Here is a 17,257-nt window from a genome sequence, read left to right as displayed (position 1 = left end):
CTATTTCGCTAAGTTCAGTGATCACGCTTAAATAAACAACATTGCACTCTGATGCGGGCTTTTTGTTGTCTGGCAATCACTTCAGAAACGAAACACTTCCATATCCGTGCGGATCGGCGAAACCATCGGGATCTTCGGCTTGTCCGGTTCGGTCTGTTTAGCCGGAGCCGCCGCAGCAGGTTTGCGCACCTCTACCAGCGGTGGCTGGTTGGCCAATGGCTTGAGCGCCACGCTCATCTGCTCGGCCAGGCGCTGCAATAGCTCACCCTGGGCCTGGACCTGCGCCGCCGACGTGCCGGCATGTTGCTGCTCAAGGTGGACGATGCGGTTATCGCGCACCTGGCCACGACGGTCGAGCAGGCGCCATTGCGCGTCCAGGATCGCCGGCTGCTGGGCACCGGAGTCCAGGCGGGTAATCGATAGCAGCACCTGCACATCCGGCGTCGCGCCCGGCGTCGCCGGTGACAGCACCACCCGCTGGCTATCCAGGCGCCAGGCCAGTTGCCGAACCAGCAACTGATTGATGTCCGAAGACAGGCTGCCCGCCCAGCGACCATCGGTCGCCGCTGTCAGGCTGCCATCTGGCTGACGTTGCAGGAGCGTTTCGCGTTGCAGGTAATCTGCCAGAGACACAGGCCCCAGAACCACGAACATACCCGCGCTTTGTTGAGGTTGGCCCGGCGTGCCACCGTCCAATTGATACAAAGAAACGGGTTGCTGAACACTGCAACCGGCCAAACCGAGTACATTGGTGAGCAGCAACATAAGAGGAAGGCGCAGAACAGTCATCATCCCATCCAGGTGGCCGCCACAAGGCATGCCACAGTCTGATTCAGAAAATTCGTTTGAACACTCCGCCACGCGGGTACCCAAGAGGCGCATATCATCCGTGAATATGCGCCGTGACTCCAGTGTGCAACGTCGGCCCTGCGGTAAAAAAGCCAGGACAAACGCTCGAAACAGGCTTAATTGCCAGCTTCTACCAATAATGCATCGACCCGCTGGAAGCCTCGTGGCAGTTTATTGCCACGTCGCCCACGCTCACCCTTGTAGTGCTCCAGGTCATCGGCCTTGAGCGACAAGGTGCGTTTGCCGGCCTGCAATATTAGCGTCGCACCGTCCGGGATCACCGCCAGGTCGGTGACGTACTCTTCACGACTGGCAACCCGCTCACCGGGGACACCGATGATCTTGTTGCCTTTGCCCTTGCCCAGTTGTGGCAGGTCGCTGATTTTGAAGATCAGCAGGCGGCCTTCAGTGGTCACCGCCGCCAGCCAGTTCTGCTCGCGATCGGTCACCGGCTTGGGCAGCATCACCTTGGAACCAGTGGGCAGGCTCAACAGCGCCTTGCCCGCCTTGTTCTTCGCCTGCAGATCTTCACCCTTGACCACGAAACCATACCCGGCATCGGAAGCGATGACGTACAACGCCTCATCTTCTGGCAACAGCACACATTCGAAGCCGGCGCCTGGCGGCGGTGTCAGGCGCCCCGTCAGCGGTTCACCCTGACCACGCGCCGAAGGCAACGTGTGGCTCGCCAACGAATAACTGCGACCGGTGGAGTCGATAAACACCGCAAACTGGTTGGAGCGCCCCGCCGCCGAGGTTTTGAAGCCATCGCCGGCCTTATAGGACAGGCCCGTGGCATCGATATCATGGCCTTTTGCACAGCGAACCCAACCTTTTTCCGACAAAACGACCGTGACCGGCTCGGCGGGCATCAATTCGTTTTCCGACAGTGCCTTGGCTTCGCTACGGGAAACGATCGGCGAACGACGGTCGTCGCCATAGGTTTGCGCGTCAGCGAGCAGTTCGCTGCGCACCAGTTTCTTCAACTTGGTTTCGCTGGCCAGCAGCGCTTGCAGCTTGGCCTGCTCCTTGAGCAGTTCATCCTGCTCGGCGCGCAACTTCATCTCTTCCAACCGCGCCAACTGGCGCAAGCGGGTGTCGAGGATGTAATCGGCCTGGATCTCGCTGAGGGCGAAACGCTCGATCAGCCTGGCTCGCGGGTGTTCCTCGGTACGGATGATATGGATCACTTCATCCAGGTTGAGGTAGGCAATCAGCAAGCCGTCCAACAGGTGCAGGCGCTTCTCGACCTTGTCCAGACGAAACTTCAGGCGGCGACGGACGGTGTTGACCCGAAACGCCAGCCACTCCACCAGCAAGGTGCGCAGGTTCTTCAACTGCGGTTTGCCATCCAGGCCGATGATATTAATGTTGACCCGATAGCTGGACTCAAGGTCGGTGGTGGCGAACAGATGCTGCATCAGCTCATCGAGATCGATCCGATTGGAACGCGGGATGATCACGATCCGGCAGGGATGCTCATGGTCGGATTCATCTCGCAGATCGGCGACCATCGGCAACTTCTTGGCCTGCATCTGCGCGGCAATCTGCTCCAGCACCTTGGCTCCGGAGACCTGATGCGGCAGCGCATGCACGACGATATCGCCATCCTCGATGCGATAGACCGCCCGCATACGCACCGAACCACGTCCGGTTTCGTAGATCTTCAGCAGGTCGGCTTGCGGGGTGATGATCTCGGCTTCGGTCGGATAATCCGGGCCGGGAATGAATTTGCACAACTCTTCGACACCCGCATCAGGCTGGTCCAACAGGTGCACACAAGCGTTAGCCACTTCCCGCAGGTTGTGTGGCGGCACATCGGTGGCCATGCCCACGGCGATGCCGGTGGTGCCATTGAGGAGGATGTTCGGCAAACGAGCCGGCAATACGGCAGGCTCATCAAGGGTGCCGTCGAAGTTCGGCACCCAGTCCACGGTGCCCTGGCCCAGCTCACTGAGCAGCACTTCGGAATAGCGCGACAGCCGCGACTCGGTGTAACGCATGGCGGCGAAGGACTTGGGATCATCCGGTGCCCCCCAGTTACCCTGGCCATCCACCAACGTGTAGCGGTAGCTGAATGGCTGCGCCATCAGCACCATGGCTTCGTAGCAGGCCGAATCGCCGTGAGGGTGGAATTTACCGAGCACGTCACCCACGGTCCGCGCGGACTTCTTGTGCTTGGCGTCGGCATCCAGCCCCAGCTCACTCATGGCGTAGACGATCCGCCGCTGTACCGGTTTCAGGCCATCGCCGATATGCGGCAGCGCACGGTCCATGATCACGTACATGGAGTAGTTGAGGTAGGCCTGTTCGGTGAAGTCAGCCAATGACCGGCGTTCCACGCCATCCAGGCTGAGATCAAGGGAATCGCTCATGCGGGCCTCATCAGTTCGTTGTCTGGCGCAGCAGCAAGGTGCCGCCACGCTGGGTGAATTCAAGTTTTTTCAAGGCACTCATGCCCAACAATACCTGCTCGCCACCTAAGCCGGGCACCACCAGCGCCCTGACATCGCGCAGGACGATATCACCCAGTTGCACGCGGTCGAGCCGGGTCCGGTAGCCCTCGGCCCGCCCGTTCGCGGTGCTCAAGGTGACCGGCAGGCCTCTTTCCAACCTCAGGCGATCCGCCACCTCAGTGGGAATAGCCACGTCGGTGGCCCCGGTGTCGAGCATGAACACCACCGGCACGCCATTGATCAGGCCGTCGGCGACAAAATGCCCCTGGCCGTTACCCGTCAGTTGGACGTCTATGTAACCATCGCCCTGTTGCGAGACGATGACTTTGTTGGGGTTTTCCTGGTGCTGCTGCCACTGTCCGAAAAAGCGCGTGGCGAGAAACAACCCGGCGCACCAGGCCAACATCATCAATACACGTCCAGCACGCCGGCCAGGCGGCTGACTCATGGCCTGGCGCTCCAACCGCCTTGCGGCGCGGCAAAGCGCCAGACGATCGGTCGGGTCTCGCCATCGGCGCGGGCACCGTTGTTGTTATCCAGGCCAATCCAGGCTCCTTCGGCATCCACCACCAGGGCCTCGGCCAGCCCGTAGTTCTGTGGGTACAGGCGCGGGGCCGCGAGCGCTTCGGCGGCAAACGACCAGCAGTGCTCGACCTGCCCGTCGCGCACGTTACGACGACAGATCCTGTAGGCATTGCGCTCCAGGGTGAACAGCTTGCCATTGAACAGCGACAAATCGGCAAAGTCCCGGCTGCCCGCCTTGGCATTGGGGAACTGCGGCGGTTGCATCTCGCTACCGCCTTCACTGAACAGCACGCAGGCGCCATCGCAGTCCCACCTCGTTTGCCGGCGCTTGATCTGCAACAGGCCACGGCGCTCGCGTTCGGCGGCCAACCAGATCCGATCGCCTTTCGGGTTGACGGCCAGGCCCTCGAAGATTGCATTGAAATGCAGCAACATCTCATTATCTCGCGCCTGACGTACCAGGTTCGGAGCAATCTTGAGCCACTGCGGCTCGCCGCTGACGGGTACTTTCAATACCGTCGCATGGGACTCGCTGACGATATAACGGTTACCCGCGTCATCGCAGCTCACCCCTTCGAAATCCAGATCGCCACCGCGATTTAACGAAGCCGGCACCTGCAAATCCTTGGGCAAACCGCTGTCCGGTATCGACGGCACCTCCAAGTGCACGCCCTCGGCCCGCCAGACCCGGTCCGAGATGTCCAGCCGATAGAGCAGGTCGTCATCGCGGTCCGAGACCGTCCACAAAGTCTTACCGCACCGCGCCAGCCCGGACAGATTGCCGCCACGCATGCCTTCGACCGGATGCTCGGACAACAACTTGAGCTCGGTAAACTTGAGCTGCGTGCTCGAATCGGCGAACGCCGGCCATGCGACGAGCAGCCACAGCGCCGCCAGTGCTCCGCGCATCAGGCGAGCACCTGTGCCAGGTCGCCCTTGGATTCCAGCCAGCTCTTGCGGTCGCCGGCGCGTTTTTTTGCCAGCAGCATGTCCATCATTTCCGAAGTGGCCTCGAAATCGTCCAGGGTCAACTGCACCAGGCGTCGGGTGTTCGGATCCATGGTGGTTTCGCGCAGTTGCGGCGGGTTCATTTCGCCCAAGCCCTTGAAGCGGGTGACTTGCGGCTTGCCGCGTTTCTTCTCGGCCACCAGGCGGTCAAGAATACCGTCACGCTCAGCCTCATCCAGGGCATAGAAGATTTCCTTGCCCAGGTCGATCCGGTACAGCGGCGGCATGGCCACGTAAACGTGACCGGCATCTACCAGCGGACGGAAATGCTGGACGAATAATGCACAGAGCAGGGTGGCGATGTGCAAGCCGTCGGAATCGGCGTCGGCGAGAATGCAGATCTTGCCGTAGCGTAACTGGCTCATGTCCGCCGCGCCCGGATCGACGCCAATGGCCACGGCAATATTGTGTACTTCCTGGCTGGCCAGCACTTCGCTGCCGTCGACTTCCCAGGTGTTGAGGATCTTGCCGCGCAACGGCAGAATCGCCTGGAACTCCTTGTCCCGCGCCTGCTTGGCCGAACCACCGGCGGAATCGCCCTCCACCAGGAACAGCTCGGAGCGCGCCGGGTCCTGACCGGCGCAGTCGGCCAGCTTGCCCGGCAGTGCCGGCCCCTGGGTAATACGCTTGCGTTCGACCTTCTTGCTGGCCTTCAGGCGTCGACCGGCGTTGTTGATCGCCAGCTCGGCCAGTTGCATGCCCAGTTCGGGGTGGGCGTTGAGCCACAGGCTGAAGGCGTCCTTGACCACCCCCGAGACAAATGCCGCGGCTTCGCGGGATGACAGGCGCTCCTTGGTCTGTCCGGAGAACTGTGGTTCCTGCATCTTCATCGACAGGACAAAGGCGATCCGCTCCCAGACATCTTCCGGCGCCAGCTTCACACCACGCGGCAACAGGCTGCGAAATTCGCAGAACTCACGCATGGCATCGAGCAAGCCTTGGCGCAAACCGTTGACATGGGTACCGCCCTGGGCCGTGGGGATCAGGTTGACGTAGCTTTCCTGGACGCTGTCGCCACCCTCAGGCAGCCACAGCAACGCCCAGTCCACTGCCTCCTTGTTACCAGCCAGGCTGCCACAGAACGGCTCGTCCGGCAGGCGTTCGAATTCGCTGACCGCGTCCACCAGGTAGGAACGCAGGCCGTCTTCGTAATGCCACTCGACCTTCTCGCCACTGGCCTTGTCTTCGAAACTGACCAGCAACCCCGGACACAACACCGCCTTGGCCTTGAGCACATGCTTGAGGCGGCTGACGGAGAATTTCGCTGAATCGAAATACTTCGGATCCGGCGCAAAGTACACGCTGGTGCCGGTGTTGCGCTTGCCAACGCTCCCGACCACCTCCAACTCGGTAGCCTTATAGCCGTCGGCGAAGGTCATCTGGTATTCGTTGCCGTCGCGCTTGACCCGAACCCGCACCTGGGTCGACAAGGCGTTGACCACGGAAATCCCCACGCCGTGCAGGCCGCCGGAGAACTGGTAGTTCTTGTTGGAGAACTTGCCGCCAGCGTGCAATTTGGTGAGGATCAGTTCGACACCCGACACGCCCTCTTCCGGGTGGATGTCCACCGGCATGCCGCGCCCGTCGTCGGACACTTCCAAGGAATGGTCGGCATGCAGGATGACCTGCACCGATTTCGCATGCCCGGCCAAGGCTTCGTCGACGCTGTTGTCGATGACTTCCTGGGCAAGGTGGTTTGGCCGACTGGTGTCGGTGTACATGCCCGGGCGTTTGCGCACCGGGTCGAGGCCCGAGAGGACTTCGATGGCGTCTGCGTTATAAGAGCTAGCGCTGGGAGTAGCCATGGGGTCTCGTCGTCAGTCGTCTATGAATAGGAGTCATTCTCTAAAGTGCGGAGAAATCAATCGCTTGGTACTTATCGGCAGCGATGCCGGCAAAGCCGAGCAACGCCGGTAATTGTCGGGCAAAGCCCTGAAAACCATGGTCGCCGCCGGCCTGGATACGCAAGGCACACGCGCGGTAATACTGTTGGGCCGCGCGATAATCCAGGGTTTCATCGGCCGTTTGCAACCATACCTGAAATCGGTGCTGGTCTAGGGGCGCCGGTACTTCCAGTTCGGCCAGGGCCGTCACATGGTCGAGGGTCAGTTCCCAGCACTCGCCGCTGTAGAGGTTCTGCTGTGGGCCGAGACGACCGTCGAACATCCTGTGCGGGCTGACTGCCGGATTGACTAACAGGGCCTTCAGACCATGGCGTTCAGCCAAGTGAGTCGCATAGTAGCCGCCGAGCGAGCTGCCGACCAGCAGCGGGCGACCGAGTTCGGTAATGGCGGCCTCTAACTGGCACATGGCCTGGCGTGGATGATGGTGCAGGGCCGGGACCCGTAACAGCTCGCCCAGGCCCAGGCGGCTCATCACCGAGGTCAATTGAGTGGCCTTGTTCGACTCGGGCGAGCTGTTGAAACCGTGGATATACAAGATCGACGCCGACATGCAGAGCTCTCCGTGCTGCAGCCAAAGAGCGTACTCTACAGGGAACTGGTGGCGCGAGCAGCCCACCGCTGCATGGCGGCGCTGGCGGCTTCACGGGTAGATCGACTGCCTGGTGGCGTGTGGGGTGGGTCGTGCGGCTTTTCCGTGTCAGGCGGCAAATTTCAGTAACCGCCGCCGCCGTAATCAACACTGAAATCGAAGCCCTGGACCCGCGAAACACCGGTATCCAGCCGTCCGTCCGAATGCAAGCGCAGCCAGCGATAGCCCGGCGCCTTGTCGTCGACTTTGAAATCTTCGCTACCCGGCGCGAACTGCACACAGGTCGAGGGCGAAGCCAGCAGGCGCACATCATTGCGCCGCTGGTCGAATTCCTGGTGGATATGGCCCCAGAGCAGCGCCCGCACCTGGGGAAAGCGATCGAGCACGGCGAACAGGGCCTCTGGGTTGCGCAAGCCGATCGGTTCCATCCAGGCACACTGGATGGACACCGGATGGTGATGCAAGCAGACCAGATGATGACGTTGCGGCGCCTCGCTCAACGACCGCGCCAGCAACCGCAACTGTTCGTCCTGCAGATACCCCGGCACCGAGCCCGGCACGGCGGAGTCCAGCAGGGTCACGCGCCAGTTGCCGATATCCACCACCGCCTCGAGCAAGTCACTGTGACGGGCCGCCTGAGCCATTTCATGCAATTGGTCATGGTTGCCCGGGAACCAGCGAGCCGGGGCCGGAATGCTCCCGATCATCTGGCGAAAGCATTGATAGGACGCCAGCGTGCCGTCCTGGGACAGGTCGCCGCTGGCCAACACCAGGTCGACCCGCCACTGCTCGGTCAGCACACAATCGATCACCCGTCGCAGGCTGTCACGGGTGTTCATGCCCAGCAGCGTACCGTCCGCCTCGGCAAACAGATGGCTGTCGGACAACTGCACCAACAGCACCGAATCAGCAGGGACCGACTGAGTGGATACGCTCGACAAGGCGCTCTCCAGGGAAATACCGGCGGGACCGTTTTGAACCCGCTCGTTCAAAACGCATAGGGCGCAATTATGATCGAGGAACTTGCAAAGAGGAAATGGCGAAACAGGGCACAGTTCACATTTAGTCCGATATATCTAGGCTTTGTACGAAATGCATCTGCGCTCGCCCATGTGGCGTTGAAATCAGGCTCGCGATGCCTGGCCTTCGCTCGAAAACAGCTCGTACAGACCCTAGTGGCCTGTATGGTGAGTTCTATGAGTCCATTTCGGCGCCCTAAATCCCTGGCCTGCGTTGCTGTTCCTCGCCATAGCCCGGCTATGACTCGTCACAGCGCCTTGGCCAGGGACTTATGGCATCCGAGCTTGAGCTAACGAACTCACCGTACAGGCCACTAGCGCACTACCTCAAATTCATGGCCACAGGCCAGGCAATGGCTCAACCACTCGCCCAGGAACACGTTGAGCTGGGCCTTCTCGTCCGGCTGGTGCATGGCCGCGTTCGGGTACGGATAAATGCTACGAAAGCGTCGGGCATGTTCGGCGCTGATGACCTCAGCCATACGCGCATCGTGATAGACCTGCACCTGCAACTGCGGCACCGGCAACCAGGGCAAGCTGTGCTCCTGGCGAACCAGTAAAGTGGTGGTGTAAGGGTTGTCCTGCAAGACCTCCAACGCCAGTACGCCGAGCATCTGCTCGCCCTGGGTCACGGCGATCCGCCGGGCGCGGCGCTGCGGGTCGCGCATCTCGGGCAGCAGGCGCATCAAGCGGGCATAGTTTGCCTCGCAGGCCGCCTGCAGCCCGATCAGATCAACCCGATAACGCTCACGCAGCAGACCTACGACCATAACCCCCTCACTTCGGCGCGATTCAATGCCAACCATTGCAAGGCAATGATCGACGCCGCATTGGCAATTCGCCCGTCACGCACAGCTTGCAGGGCGTCTTCGAAAGCCCAGACCGTTGCCCGGATATCCTCACTCTCTTGCGCCAGGCCATACAGGCCGCCTGCCCCCTCGGTCTCGCAGCGCCCCAGGTACAGGTGGACGAACTCGTTGCTGCCACCCGGCGACGGAAAATAGCGGGTGATCGGCCACAACGCCTGCAGACTCAGGTCAGCTTCCTCCTGCGCCTCGCGGTGAGCAACCTCTTCCGGTGATTCATCCTTGTCGATCAGACCGGCGACCAGTTCGACCAGCCACGGATTGGCGGCCTTGCCCATCAAGGCGCCCACCCGAAACTGCTCCAGCAGAACCACTTCATCGCGCCGCGCATCATAAGGTAGGACGCAGACCGCATCGTGGCGCACGAACACTTCGCGAGTCATCTCCTTACCCATGCCGCCCGCGAAGAGTTCGTGACGCAAGTGCAGGCGATCAAGCTGATAGAACCCTTTGAAGCAGTTCTCCCGCCGGATGATTTCGACGGTCGTCGGGCTGGTCTTGATAGTATCGGTCATGCTGATCCTCTTTGCTGTGGCGGCGAGGTTCCCCCTCGACTTCGCGCCATCCTAACGCGCCGCTACCCGCCAATGCAGCCCCTTTCCCATCGCCGGGATAGACGGCTGGCCCTGAAACCTACTCTAATTAGCTTAGTGGCGAACCGAGTACGCCGCCGGGAGTCGAAGCTCGATCACTTTGGCCTTTCTTTCGCTGACCAAGGACGTACATGTCGTTTTTAAAAGTCGCTTCACTGACCTGCATCGCCCTGACTCTGGGTGCCTGCCAAAGCTTGTTCCAACCGGCCCTGCAGAAACCGCTGGCATTCAAGGCCGAGGCTTGGGAACAGATCAAGCCAGGCTGCAGCGATCCGGATTGCCCGCTGGTGAATATCGATACGGTGCACTTTGCGGGGGAACCGCAACTGGACCAATTGATCGAGCACAGCCTGCTACAGATGGCCCACACCGCGCCCGGCACACCGTTACCACCTTCACTCAAGGTTTATCGGGACCAGTTCCTCGCCACCGCCGCCAGCCGTCACAGCAGCTACTTGCAAGCCAAGGTACGCGAGCAGCATGACGGCTTGGTGATCATCGAATTGTCCAGCTACCTGGATGAAGGTGGTGCCCACGGCATGCCGGGACGCGGCTTCATTACCTGGTCGCGCCAAGAGCACAAAGCTTTGAGCCTACAGGACATGCTGCTACCCGACCAGGAAGAGGCTTTCTGGAAACTGGCCAAGGTCGCCCACAACAACTGGCAGATCGACAACCGCGCGGATCAGGACTTCGTGCAGTCCTGGCCCTTCCAGAAAACCCCGAACGTCACCCTGACCAGCGAAGGTGCGATCCTCAAGTACAACGTGCTGACCATCGCGCCTTACGCAACGGGCCTGATCGAGCTGAAGATCGACTACTCGCGCCTCAACGGCATCCTCAAGCCCGAGCGGTTTCCCGCCCGTCGATAAGACCAGCCCGTTCAGCACTCAGGTTCGGCTCCGCTCCCTGGAGCCGAATCGATCAGACCTTCTGGTAAAGCTGGCTGCCTTCGCGCTTAAAGCGCTCAGCTTGTTCCGCCATGCCCTGAGCAGCGTCCACATCGACCGCTTCGATGCGCTGGTTGGCCGCGTACTCACGGACCTCCTGGGTGATCTTCATCGAGCAGAACTTCGGCCCGCACATGGAACAGAAATGCGCCACCTTGGCCGAATCCTTCGGTAGGGTCTCGTCGTGGTAGGCACGTGCGGTATCCGGGTCCAGGCCCAGATTGAACTGGTCTTCCCAACGAAATTCGAAACGCGCCTTACTCAGGGCATTGTCACGAATCTGCGCGCCCGGATGGCCCTTGGCAAGGTCGGCGGCATGCGCGGCGATTTTGTAGGTGATGATCCCGGTCTTCACATCATCCTTGTTCGGCAAGCCCAAGTGCTCCTTGGGCGTGACGTAGCAAAGCATGGCGCAACCGAACCAGCCGATCATCGCCGCGCCGATACCGGAGGTGATGTGGTCGTAGCCTGGGGCGATGTCGGTAGTCAGCGGACCAAGGGTGTAGAACGGCGCCTCGTCGCAGCACGCCAACTGCTTGTCCATGTTCTCCTTGATCAGTTGCATCGGCACATGACCCGGACCTTCGATCATGCATTGCACGTCGTGCTTCCAGGCGATCTTGGTCAACTCGCCCAGGGTCTCCAGTTCGCCAAACTGCGCTTCGTCGTTGGCATCGGCAATCGAACCCGGACGCAGACCATCGCCCAGCGAGAAGCTGACGTCATAGGCCTTCATGATTTCGCAGATTTCGTCGAAATGGGTGTAGAGGAAGTTTTCCTTGTGGTGCGCCAGGCACCATTTAGCCATGATCGAACCGCCACGGGAGACAATCCCGGTGACGCGCTTGGCGGTCATCGGCACGTAGCGCAGCAGTACGCCGGCGTGGATGGTGAAGTAGTCGACGCCCTGCTCGGCCTGTTCGATCAGCGTGTCGCGAAACAGCTCCCAGGTCAGGTCCTCGGCCACGCCGTTGACCTTCTCCAACGCCTGGTAGATCGGCACGGTACCGATCGGCACGGGCGAATTGCGGATGATCCATTCGCGGGTTTCATGGATGTGCTTGCCGGTGGACAGATCCATGACCGTGTCCGACCCCCAACGAATCCCCCAGGTCAACTTGGCCACTTCTTCCTCAATGGAAGAGCCCAGGGCGCTGTTGCCGATATTGCCGTTGATCTTCACCAGGAAGTTGCGGCCAATGATCATTGGCTCCAGCTCCACATGGTTGATGTTGGCTGGAATGATCGCGCGACCGCGGGCGATTTCCTCGCGGACGAATTCGGCGGTGATCTCTTTCGGGATGCTCGCGCCGAAGCTGTGGCCCGGATGCTGCTGCTCCAGCAGGCCGGCGGCACGGGCTTCCTGCAGCTTGAGGTTTTCGCGGATGGCCACATACTCCATCTCGGCGGTGATGATGCCCCGGCGAGCGTAGTGCATCTGGCTGACGTTTACCCCAGCCCTGGCTCGACGCGGGTTGTTGACATGGGCAAAACGCAGTTTGGTCAGTTCAGGGTCGGCCAGCCGCTGCTGACCGAAGTTCGAGCTCAGACCAGACAGGCGCTCCGTGTCGCCACGGCTGTCGATCCACGGCGAGCGCACATCGGCCAAGCCCTTGCGTACATCGATGCTCACGTTCGGATCGGTGTAGGGACCCGAGGTATCGTAGACCAACACCGGGGCGTTGATCTCACCGCCGAAGTCGGTCGGGGTCACGTCGAGGCTGATTTCGCGCATCGGCACGCGGATATCCGGGCGCGAACCCTGCACGTAGATTTTTTGCGAGCGGGTAAACGGCTGCACGGATTGCTCGTCGACCTTGGCGCTATCGCTGAGGTTGGCGGCATCTCTCAATTTGGTACTCATCACGGCTCTCCAGACAGCATCCAGGGGGATTGTCGGGACGAACCTGAAAGGCGCGGACGCACCAGGAGCGGTGCCGTGCTCTGTCCTCGCGAACGCCGTTCGATTGTCGAACAACATGGCGGACGGCGCACAAGAGGACTCGTCGCGGGACGAGCAATCTTGTTCCCTACGCAGGCGCTAACCTGATCAGGTTCAACGGGATCCGGAATTATCCGATCTCAGCCTATTGCAAGGCACCCCGACAAGAACTGACCGAGTTTAGACAAGACTGCGACATAACGCCACCACCCTCGCGCTGGCCTGGACAAATGGCCGACAGGCTGGATTGTTGCGAACCTGCGCACCAACTACACTCGCCTGTGCGCTTGACGCTATCGGCACTGCACAGTAGCCTCGGTCGCCGAAGTTATTATAGCAATATTTATTCCAAGGATCGCCTCAATGCTGCACAAACTCTCACTGGCTCTGGCCGTGTCTTGTGCGACCAGCGGACTGGTCTGGGCAGTTGAAGCGCCCCTGTCGACCAAGACTGACCTGGTCAGTGTCTATCAGGAAGCACTGGACAACAACGCCGATCTGGCCGCCGCCCGCGCCGACTATGATGCACGCAAGGAAGTCGTGCCCCAGGCCCGTGCCGGCCTGTTACCGAACCTCTCGGCGGGGGCCAGCAGCAGCAACATCCACACCTCGATCGACCGACCGTCGGCGACCCTGAACCGCAGCGCCAATGTCTACCAGGCGACGCTGAGCCAGCCGATCTTCCGCGCCGACCGCTGGTTCCAGTTCCAGGCGGCGAAGAACGTCAACCAACAGGCTGCTCTGCAGCTCTCCGCCATCGAGCAAAACCTGATCCTGCAAAGCGCCGAAAGCTACTTCGCGGTGTTGCGGGCCCAGGACAACCTGGCTTCGACCAAGGCCGAGGAAGCGGCATTCAAGCGCCAGCTCGATCAGTCCAGCGAACGCTTCGATGTCGGCCTCTCGGACAAGACCGATGTGCTGCAATCCCAAGCCAGCTACGACACGTCACGAGCCAACCGGATCGTCGCTCAGCGCCAGGTCGAAGACACCTTCGAAGCGCTGATCACCCTGACCAACCGCCAGTACAATTCGATCCAGGGCATCGTTCATACGTTGCCGGTGCTGGCGCCAACACCCAATGACGCCAAGGCCTGGGTCGATACCGCCGCCAAGCAGAACCTCAACCTGCTGGCCAGCAACTATGCGGTCGGCGCCGCCGAAGAAACCCTCAAGCAGCGCAAGGCCGGCCATGCGCCGACCCTGGATGCCGTGGCCCAGTACCAGACCGGCGATAACGATGGCTTCGGCCTGAGCAACCCCAATGCATTGGGCCGCAACTATGGTGGCCCGGTGAAACAGACCACGGTCGGCCTGCAATTGAGCATCCCGCTCTACAGCGGCGGCCTGACCAGTTCGCAGGTCCGCGAATCCTATTCGCGCCTGAGCCAGACCGAGCAACAGCGTGAGGCCTTGCGCCGACAGGTGGTGGAAAACACCCGCAACCTGCATCGCGCGGTCAATACCGATGTCGAACAGGTACAGGCGCGCAAGCAGTCAATCATCTCCAATCAGAGCGCGCTGGAAGCTACCGAAATCGGTTATCAGGTGGGCACACGCAATATCGTCGATGTGCTCGATGCCCAGCGCCAGCTCTACACTTCGGTGCGTGACTACAACAACACTCGCTACGACTACATTCTCGACAACCTGCGCCTCAAGCAAGCAGCCGGGACCCTGAGCCCGGAAGACCTGAGCGCTCTGGCGGGCTACCTGAAAGCCGACTACAACCCCGACAAGGACTTCCTGCCACCTGATCTGGCAAAAGCGGCAGCAGCCAATCTGAAGGCCAATCCCGCTGATTGAGGGAAGGCCAGACCACACGCCCCTGGCGGAGCACCCGCTCGATTGCCAGTGATCGAGCGGGCGGTCGCTGGCGTTGGTTAATCTAAGCGGCGCGACAACAACCGCCGCAGCCCATCGAGCAAGCGCTGCAACGCGCCCTGATTGGCCTGCATCACCTTCAACCCCGCCTCAGCCATGTTCCGCGCATCCTGCGGCAATTCGAACAGGCGTTGCACCGCCACCGCCAGACCCTCGGCATCGTCCACTTCCTGTAACGCCCCCGCTTCGCGCATCAACGCAGCGATCTCCAGGAAGTTGAACACGTGTGGCCCGCTCAATACGGGTTTGGCCAGGGCCGCCGGCTCCAGCAGATTATGCCCGCCATTGGGCACCAGGCTACCGCCGACAAAGGCACTGTCCGCCAAGGCATAGAGAAACAGTAGCTCGCCCATGGTGTCGCCGAGCAACACCGATACCTGCGCGGTGACCGGGGCGGCGGTCGAGCGGCGCACGGTCGCAAAGCCCTGCTGGCGGCACAGCTCGAAGACACCGTTGAAACGCTCCGGATGACGCGGCACCAGGATCAGCAAGGCATCCGGATGACTGGCCAGCAACTGCCGATGGGCCGCCAGGACCACTTCGTCCTCCCCTTCGTGGGTGCTCGCGGCAATCCACACCGGCCGCTGTTGCGCCTGCCACTGCCCGCGCAACTCGGCGGCACGCGCCAGCAATCGCGAATCGATACTCAGGTCGAACTTGATCGAGCCGGTGACCTCGACACACTCAGGACGCGCGCCCAATTGCCGGAAGCGCTCGGCCTCGGTTTCGGTCTGCGCCGCGATCAAACTCATCTCCCCCAGCATCGGCCCGGTCAGCCGGGCAAACCGGGCATATCCCTTGGCCGAACGCGCCGACAGCCGGGCGTTGGCCAGCGCCACCGCAATCCCGCGCTGGGCACACTGATGGATATGGTTGGGCCACAGTTCGGTCTCCATGATCACCGCCAACCTCGGCCGTACCGCATCGAGAAACCGCGCCGCGGCCCAGGGCAAATCGTAGGGCAGGTAGCAGTGCTGAATACGCGGCTCATTGGCGAACAATGCCTTGATTCGCTCCGAACCGGTGGGGGTCATGCAGGTCACCGTAATCGGACATTCTGGGTGCTGCGCCAGCAACGCCCGAATCATCGGCGCGGCGGCAATGCTCTCGCCCACCGACACCGCGTGTACCCAGATACCGTGCGGGCGCATCGGCGGCAGGCCAAGGGCAAAACGCTCACCGATACGTCGGGCATAGGCCGGTGCCTTACGTGCCCGCCACCATAGACGCAACGCCACCAGCGGCAGCCCCAGATGAAACAGCAAGGTGTAGAGAGTTCTATTCATGGCGGCGGAGTTTACTGTGTTTTCAGCCGATCGCCTGCAGGTGTTCGGCAAAACGTTCGGCCAGCCAGCGCGCCGCCGGCCCCAGGGGCTCGTCACGCCGCCAGACCAGCTCCACCACTAGCGCCGGTGGGGTCCATTCGCTGACCAATTCGACCATCAGCCCCTGGTACGTGGGGTACTGCACCACATGGCGCGGCAACCAGGCCCAACCGAGACCACGGGCCAACCACTCGGCCATCACGAAGAAACTGTCGGCGCGCCAGACCCGGGGGCTAGCCGCTTCACCGCCGGGATACACGCTCGACGGCGTGGACATCAGCAGTTGCCGGTGTCGCGCCAGTTGCAGGGCATCGACGCGACGGGTCGCCGCCAACGGGTGCCCGACGCCACACACAGTGACCATTTCGATGCTGCCCAGCACCCGCCGCTCCAAGGCCTCGGGGATCTGGTCGTGATAGAACAATAGCCCCAGGTCGGCACGTCGCTCCACCAACTTACGCGCCACATCGCCCTGGGCGGCGCTGGTCAGTTGCACTTCCAAGCAGGGAAAGCGGTTGGCCAGCGCCTCCAGACTGTCGATCACCGGCTGGTAGGGCATCGCCTCATCCTGTGCCAGGCGCAGGCTGGCTTCCTCGCCGCGCATCAGCGCCAACGCCCGGCCATTCAAGCGCTCGCACTGGCGCAAGACTTCGCGCGCCTCATCCAGCAAGGCCTCGCCAGCCTCGGTCAAACGGGGTTGTCGACCGCTGCTGCGCTCGAACAGACTGACCCCCAGATCGGCTTCCAACGAGGCAATCGCCGCACTGATCGCCGATTGCGCCTTGCGCTGGTGCCGGGCCACGGCGGAAAACGAGCGCTGCTCGGCGACGCTGACAAACAAGCGCATCTGCTCCAGGTTCCATTGCATGTTGGCAGCTAACCTATCTTAAATACAGATAGCTAATGACTTTACCCCATCCGGAGGTTGGCTAAAATACCGATCTCATCAGCAGGCCCAGACATGAGAGAGAGCGCTCCATGAATGCTTACTACTACCTCGCTATCGCCATTTGTGCCGAAGTCATCGCCACCGTTTCCATGAAGGCGGTCAAGGGCCTGAGTACGCCCCTGCCCCTGACATTGATCATCGTCGGCTATGCCACGGCGTTCTGGATGCTGACGCTGGTGGTGCGCACGGTACCGGTAGGGGTGGCCTACGCGGTATGGGCGGGCATGGGTATCGTTATGGTCAGCGTCGCCGCGTTATTTCTCTACGGCCAGAAACTGGATATCCCGGCCATGTTCGGCATGGCGCTGATCGTCCTCGGAGTGGTGGTGATCCAGCTATTCTCGAAAACCGCCGGGCATTGATGGCCGGCAAATCGCCGATTCCCGTGAATCTGTATAATG

15 protein-coding genes and 1 riboswitch are annotated in these 17,257 nt (G+C 61.3%); of the genes, 3 read left to right on the top strand and 12 right to left on the bottom strand.

Translation table 11 applies throughout. The features are described from left to right. Nucleotides 1-81: 81 nt before the first annotated feature. The 9 genes from BMX68_RS10520 to BMX68_RS10480 all read right to left on the bottom strand — a co-directional run bounded on the left by BMX68_RS10520 (nucleotide 82) and on the right by BMX68_RS10480 (nucleotide 9,731). Nucleotides 82-789, bottom strand: coding sequence for a PqiC family protein (locus BMX68_RS10520; RefSeq protein ID WP_026013329.1), 708 nt, complete (start codon nucleotides 787-789; stop codon nucleotides 82-84). 176 nt (nucleotides 790-965) lie between these two features. Then, nucleotides 966-3,224 (bottom strand): DNA topoisomerase IV subunit A, encoded by a 2,259-nt coding sequence (gene parC, locus BMX68_RS10515; protein ID WP_017133349.1) that lies wholly within the window; start codon nucleotides 3,222-3,224, stop codon nucleotides 966-968. Between the two features lie 10 nt (nucleotides 3,225-3,234). Continuing rightward, nucleotides 3,235-3,753 (bottom strand): retropepsin-like aspartic protease family protein, encoded by a 519-nt coding sequence (locus BMX68_RS10510; RefSeq protein WP_017133350.1) that lies wholly within the window; start codon nucleotides 3,751-3,753, stop codon nucleotides 3,235-3,237. Next, complete coding sequence (locus tag BMX68_RS10505; RefSeq protein ID WP_017133351.1) at nucleotides 3,750-4,739, bottom strand: esterase-like activity of phytase family protein; 990 nt, start codon at nucleotides 4,737-4,739, stop codon at nucleotides 3,750-3,752. Before BMX68_RS10505 ends, BMX68_RS10510 begins: the two co-directional genes overlap by 4 nt. Next, nucleotides 4,739-6,643: a DNA topoisomerase IV subunit B gene (gene parE / locus BMX68_RS10500; protein WP_017133352.1), complete on the bottom strand. Its 1,905-nt coding sequence runs from the start codon at nucleotides 6,641-6,643 to the stop codon at nucleotides 4,739-4,741. The genes BMX68_RS10505 and parE overlap by 1 nt, the downstream gene beginning before the upstream one ends. 40 nt (nucleotides 6,644-6,683) lie before the next feature. Beyond that, on the bottom strand, nucleotides 6,684-7,292 hold the full coding sequence (locus BMX68_RS10495; protein WP_017133353.1) for a YqiA/YcfP family alpha/beta fold hydrolase: 609 nt from the start codon (nucleotides 7,290-7,292) through the stop codon (nucleotides 6,684-6,686). 161 nt (nucleotides 7,293-7,453) lie between these two features. Then, nucleotides 7,454-8,272, bottom strand: a complete 819-nt coding sequence (cpdA, locus tag BMX68_RS10490; RefSeq protein WP_017133354.1) for a 3',5'-cyclic-AMP phosphodiesterase — start codon at nucleotides 8,270-8,272, stop codon at nucleotides 7,454-7,456. A 392-nt stretch (nucleotides 8,273-8,664) separates the two neighbouring features. Beyond that, nucleotides 8,665-9,120, bottom strand: coding sequence for a DUF1249 domain-containing protein (locus BMX68_RS10485; RefSeq protein ID WP_017133355.1), 456 nt, complete (start codon nucleotides 9,118-9,120; stop codon nucleotides 8,665-8,667). After that, nucleotides 9,111-9,731 (bottom strand): NUDIX domain-containing protein, encoded by a 621-nt coding sequence (locus tag BMX68_RS10480; RefSeq protein WP_017133356.1) that lies wholly within the window; start codon nucleotides 9,729-9,731, stop codon nucleotides 9,111-9,113. Before BMX68_RS10480 ends, BMX68_RS10485 begins: the two co-directional genes overlap by 10 nt. A gap of 209 nt (nucleotides 9,732-9,940) precedes the next feature. On the opposite strand from BMX68_RS10480, the gene BMX68_RS10475 reads away from it, so the two are divergent. Continuing rightward, a complete protein-coding gene (locus BMX68_RS10475; protein WP_017133357.1) occupies nucleotides 9,941-10,681 on the top strand; it encodes a DUF3298 domain-containing protein in 741 nt (246 codons plus the stop codon). 52 nt (nucleotides 10,682-10,733) lie between these two features. On the opposite strand, the gene thiC is transcribed toward BMX68_RS10475, so the two are convergent. Further along, nucleotides 10,734-12,623, bottom strand: a complete 1,890-nt coding sequence (gene thiC, locus BMX68_RS10470; RefSeq protein ID WP_017133358.1) for a phosphomethylpyrimidine synthase ThiC — start codon at nucleotides 12,621-12,623, stop codon at nucleotides 10,734-10,736. 146 nt (nucleotides 12,624-12,769) lie between these two features. Beyond that, a riboswitch (TPP riboswitch) is annotated at nucleotides 12,770-12,874 on the bottom strand. 190 nt (nucleotides 12,875-13,064) lie between these two features. Here thiC and BMX68_RS10465 point away from each other — a divergent pair. Further along, nucleotides 13,065-14,504, top strand: coding sequence for a TolC family outer membrane protein (locus tag BMX68_RS10465; RefSeq protein ID WP_017133359.1), 1,440 nt, complete (start codon nucleotides 13,065-13,067; stop codon nucleotides 14,502-14,504). A 77-nt stretch (nucleotides 14,505-14,581) separates the two neighbouring features. On the opposite strand, the gene waaA is transcribed toward BMX68_RS10465, so the two are convergent. Further along, nucleotides 14,582-15,868, bottom strand: a complete 1,287-nt coding sequence (waaA, locus tag BMX68_RS10460; RefSeq protein ID WP_026013330.1) for a lipid IV(A) 3-deoxy-D-manno-octulosonic acid transferase — start codon at nucleotides 15,866-15,868, stop codon at nucleotides 14,582-14,584. 22 nt (nucleotides 15,869-15,890) lie between these two features. After that, entirely contained in the window at nucleotides 15,891-16,775 is an 885-nt protein-coding gene (locus BMX68_RS10455) for a LysR family transcriptional regulator (RefSeq protein WP_026013331.1), read from the bottom strand. Nucleotides 16,776-16,885: 110 nt separating this feature from the next. On the opposite strand from BMX68_RS10455, the gene BMX68_RS10450 reads away from it, so the two are divergent. Beyond that, nucleotides 16,886-17,218: a DMT family transporter gene (locus BMX68_RS10450; RefSeq protein WP_017133362.1), complete on the top strand. Its 333-nt coding sequence runs from the start codon at nucleotides 16,886-16,888 to the stop codon at nucleotides 17,216-17,218. Nucleotides 17,219-17,257: the final 39 nt, after the last annotated feature.

Origin of the sequence: Pseudomonas agarici (genome assembly GCF_900109755.1) — a bacterium.
GTDB lineage: Bacteria > Pseudomonadota > Gammaproteobacteria > Pseudomonadales > Pseudomonadaceae > Aquipseudomonas > Aquipseudomonas agarici.
This window is presented reverse-complemented; position numbering and strand designations above follow the sequence as displayed.

Excerpts from the sequence above, each read along its gene's own strand:
- BMX68_RS10475 (WP_017133357.1), top strand. The coding sequence starts at position 9,941 with ATGTCGTTTTTAAAAGTCGCTTCACTGACCTGCATCGCCCTGACTCTG.
- BMX68_RS10480 (WP_017133356.1), bottom strand. The coding sequence starts at position 9,731 with ATGACCGATACTATCAAGACCAGCCCGACGACCGTCGAAATCATCCGG.
- parC (WP_017133349.1), bottom strand. The coding sequence starts at position 3,224 with ATGAGCGATTCCCTTGATCTCAGCCTGGATGGCGTGGAACGCCGGTCA.
- BMX68_RS10455 (WP_026013331.1), bottom strand. The coding sequence starts at position 16,775 with ATGCAATGGAACCTGGAGCAGATGCGCTTGTTTGTCAGCGTCGCCGAG.
- BMX68_RS10510 (WP_017133350.1), bottom strand. The coding sequence starts at position 3,753 with ATGAGTCAGCCGCCTGGCCGGCGTGCTGGACGTGTATTGATGATGTTG.
- BMX68_RS10450 (WP_017133362.1), top strand. The coding sequence starts at position 16,886 with ATGAATGCTTACTACTACCTCGCTATCGCCATTTGTGCCGAAGTCATC.
- waaA (WP_026013330.1), bottom strand. The coding sequence starts at position 15,868 with ATGAATAGAACTCTCTACACCTTGCTGTTTCATCTGGGGCTGCCGCTG.
- BMX68_RS10495 (WP_017133353.1), bottom strand. The coding sequence starts at position 7,292 with ATGTCGGCGTCGATCTTGTATATCCACGGTTTCAACAGCTCGCCCGAG.
- BMX68_RS10520 (WP_026013329.1), bottom strand. The coding sequence starts at position 789 with ATGACTGTTCTGCGCCTTCCTCTTATGTTGCTGCTCACCAATGTACTC.
- parE (WP_017133352.1), bottom strand. The coding sequence starts at position 6,643 with ATGGCTACTCCCAGCGCTAGCTCTTATAACGCAGACGCCATCGAAGTC.
- BMX68_RS10485 (WP_017133355.1), bottom strand. The coding sequence starts at position 9,120 with ATGGTCGTAGGTCTGCTGCGTGAGCGTTATCGGGTTGATCTGATCGGG.
- BMX68_RS10505 (WP_017133351.1), bottom strand. The coding sequence starts at position 4,739 with ATGCGCGGAGCACTGGCGGCGCTGTGGCTGCTCGTCGCATGGCCGGCG.
- BMX68_RS10465 (WP_017133359.1), top strand. The coding sequence starts at position 13,065 with ATGCTGCACAAACTCTCACTGGCTCTGGCCGTGTCTTGTGCGACCAGC.
- thiC (WP_017133358.1), bottom strand. The coding sequence starts at position 12,623 with ATGAGTACCAAATTGAGAGATGCCGCCAACCTCAGCGATAGCGCCAAG.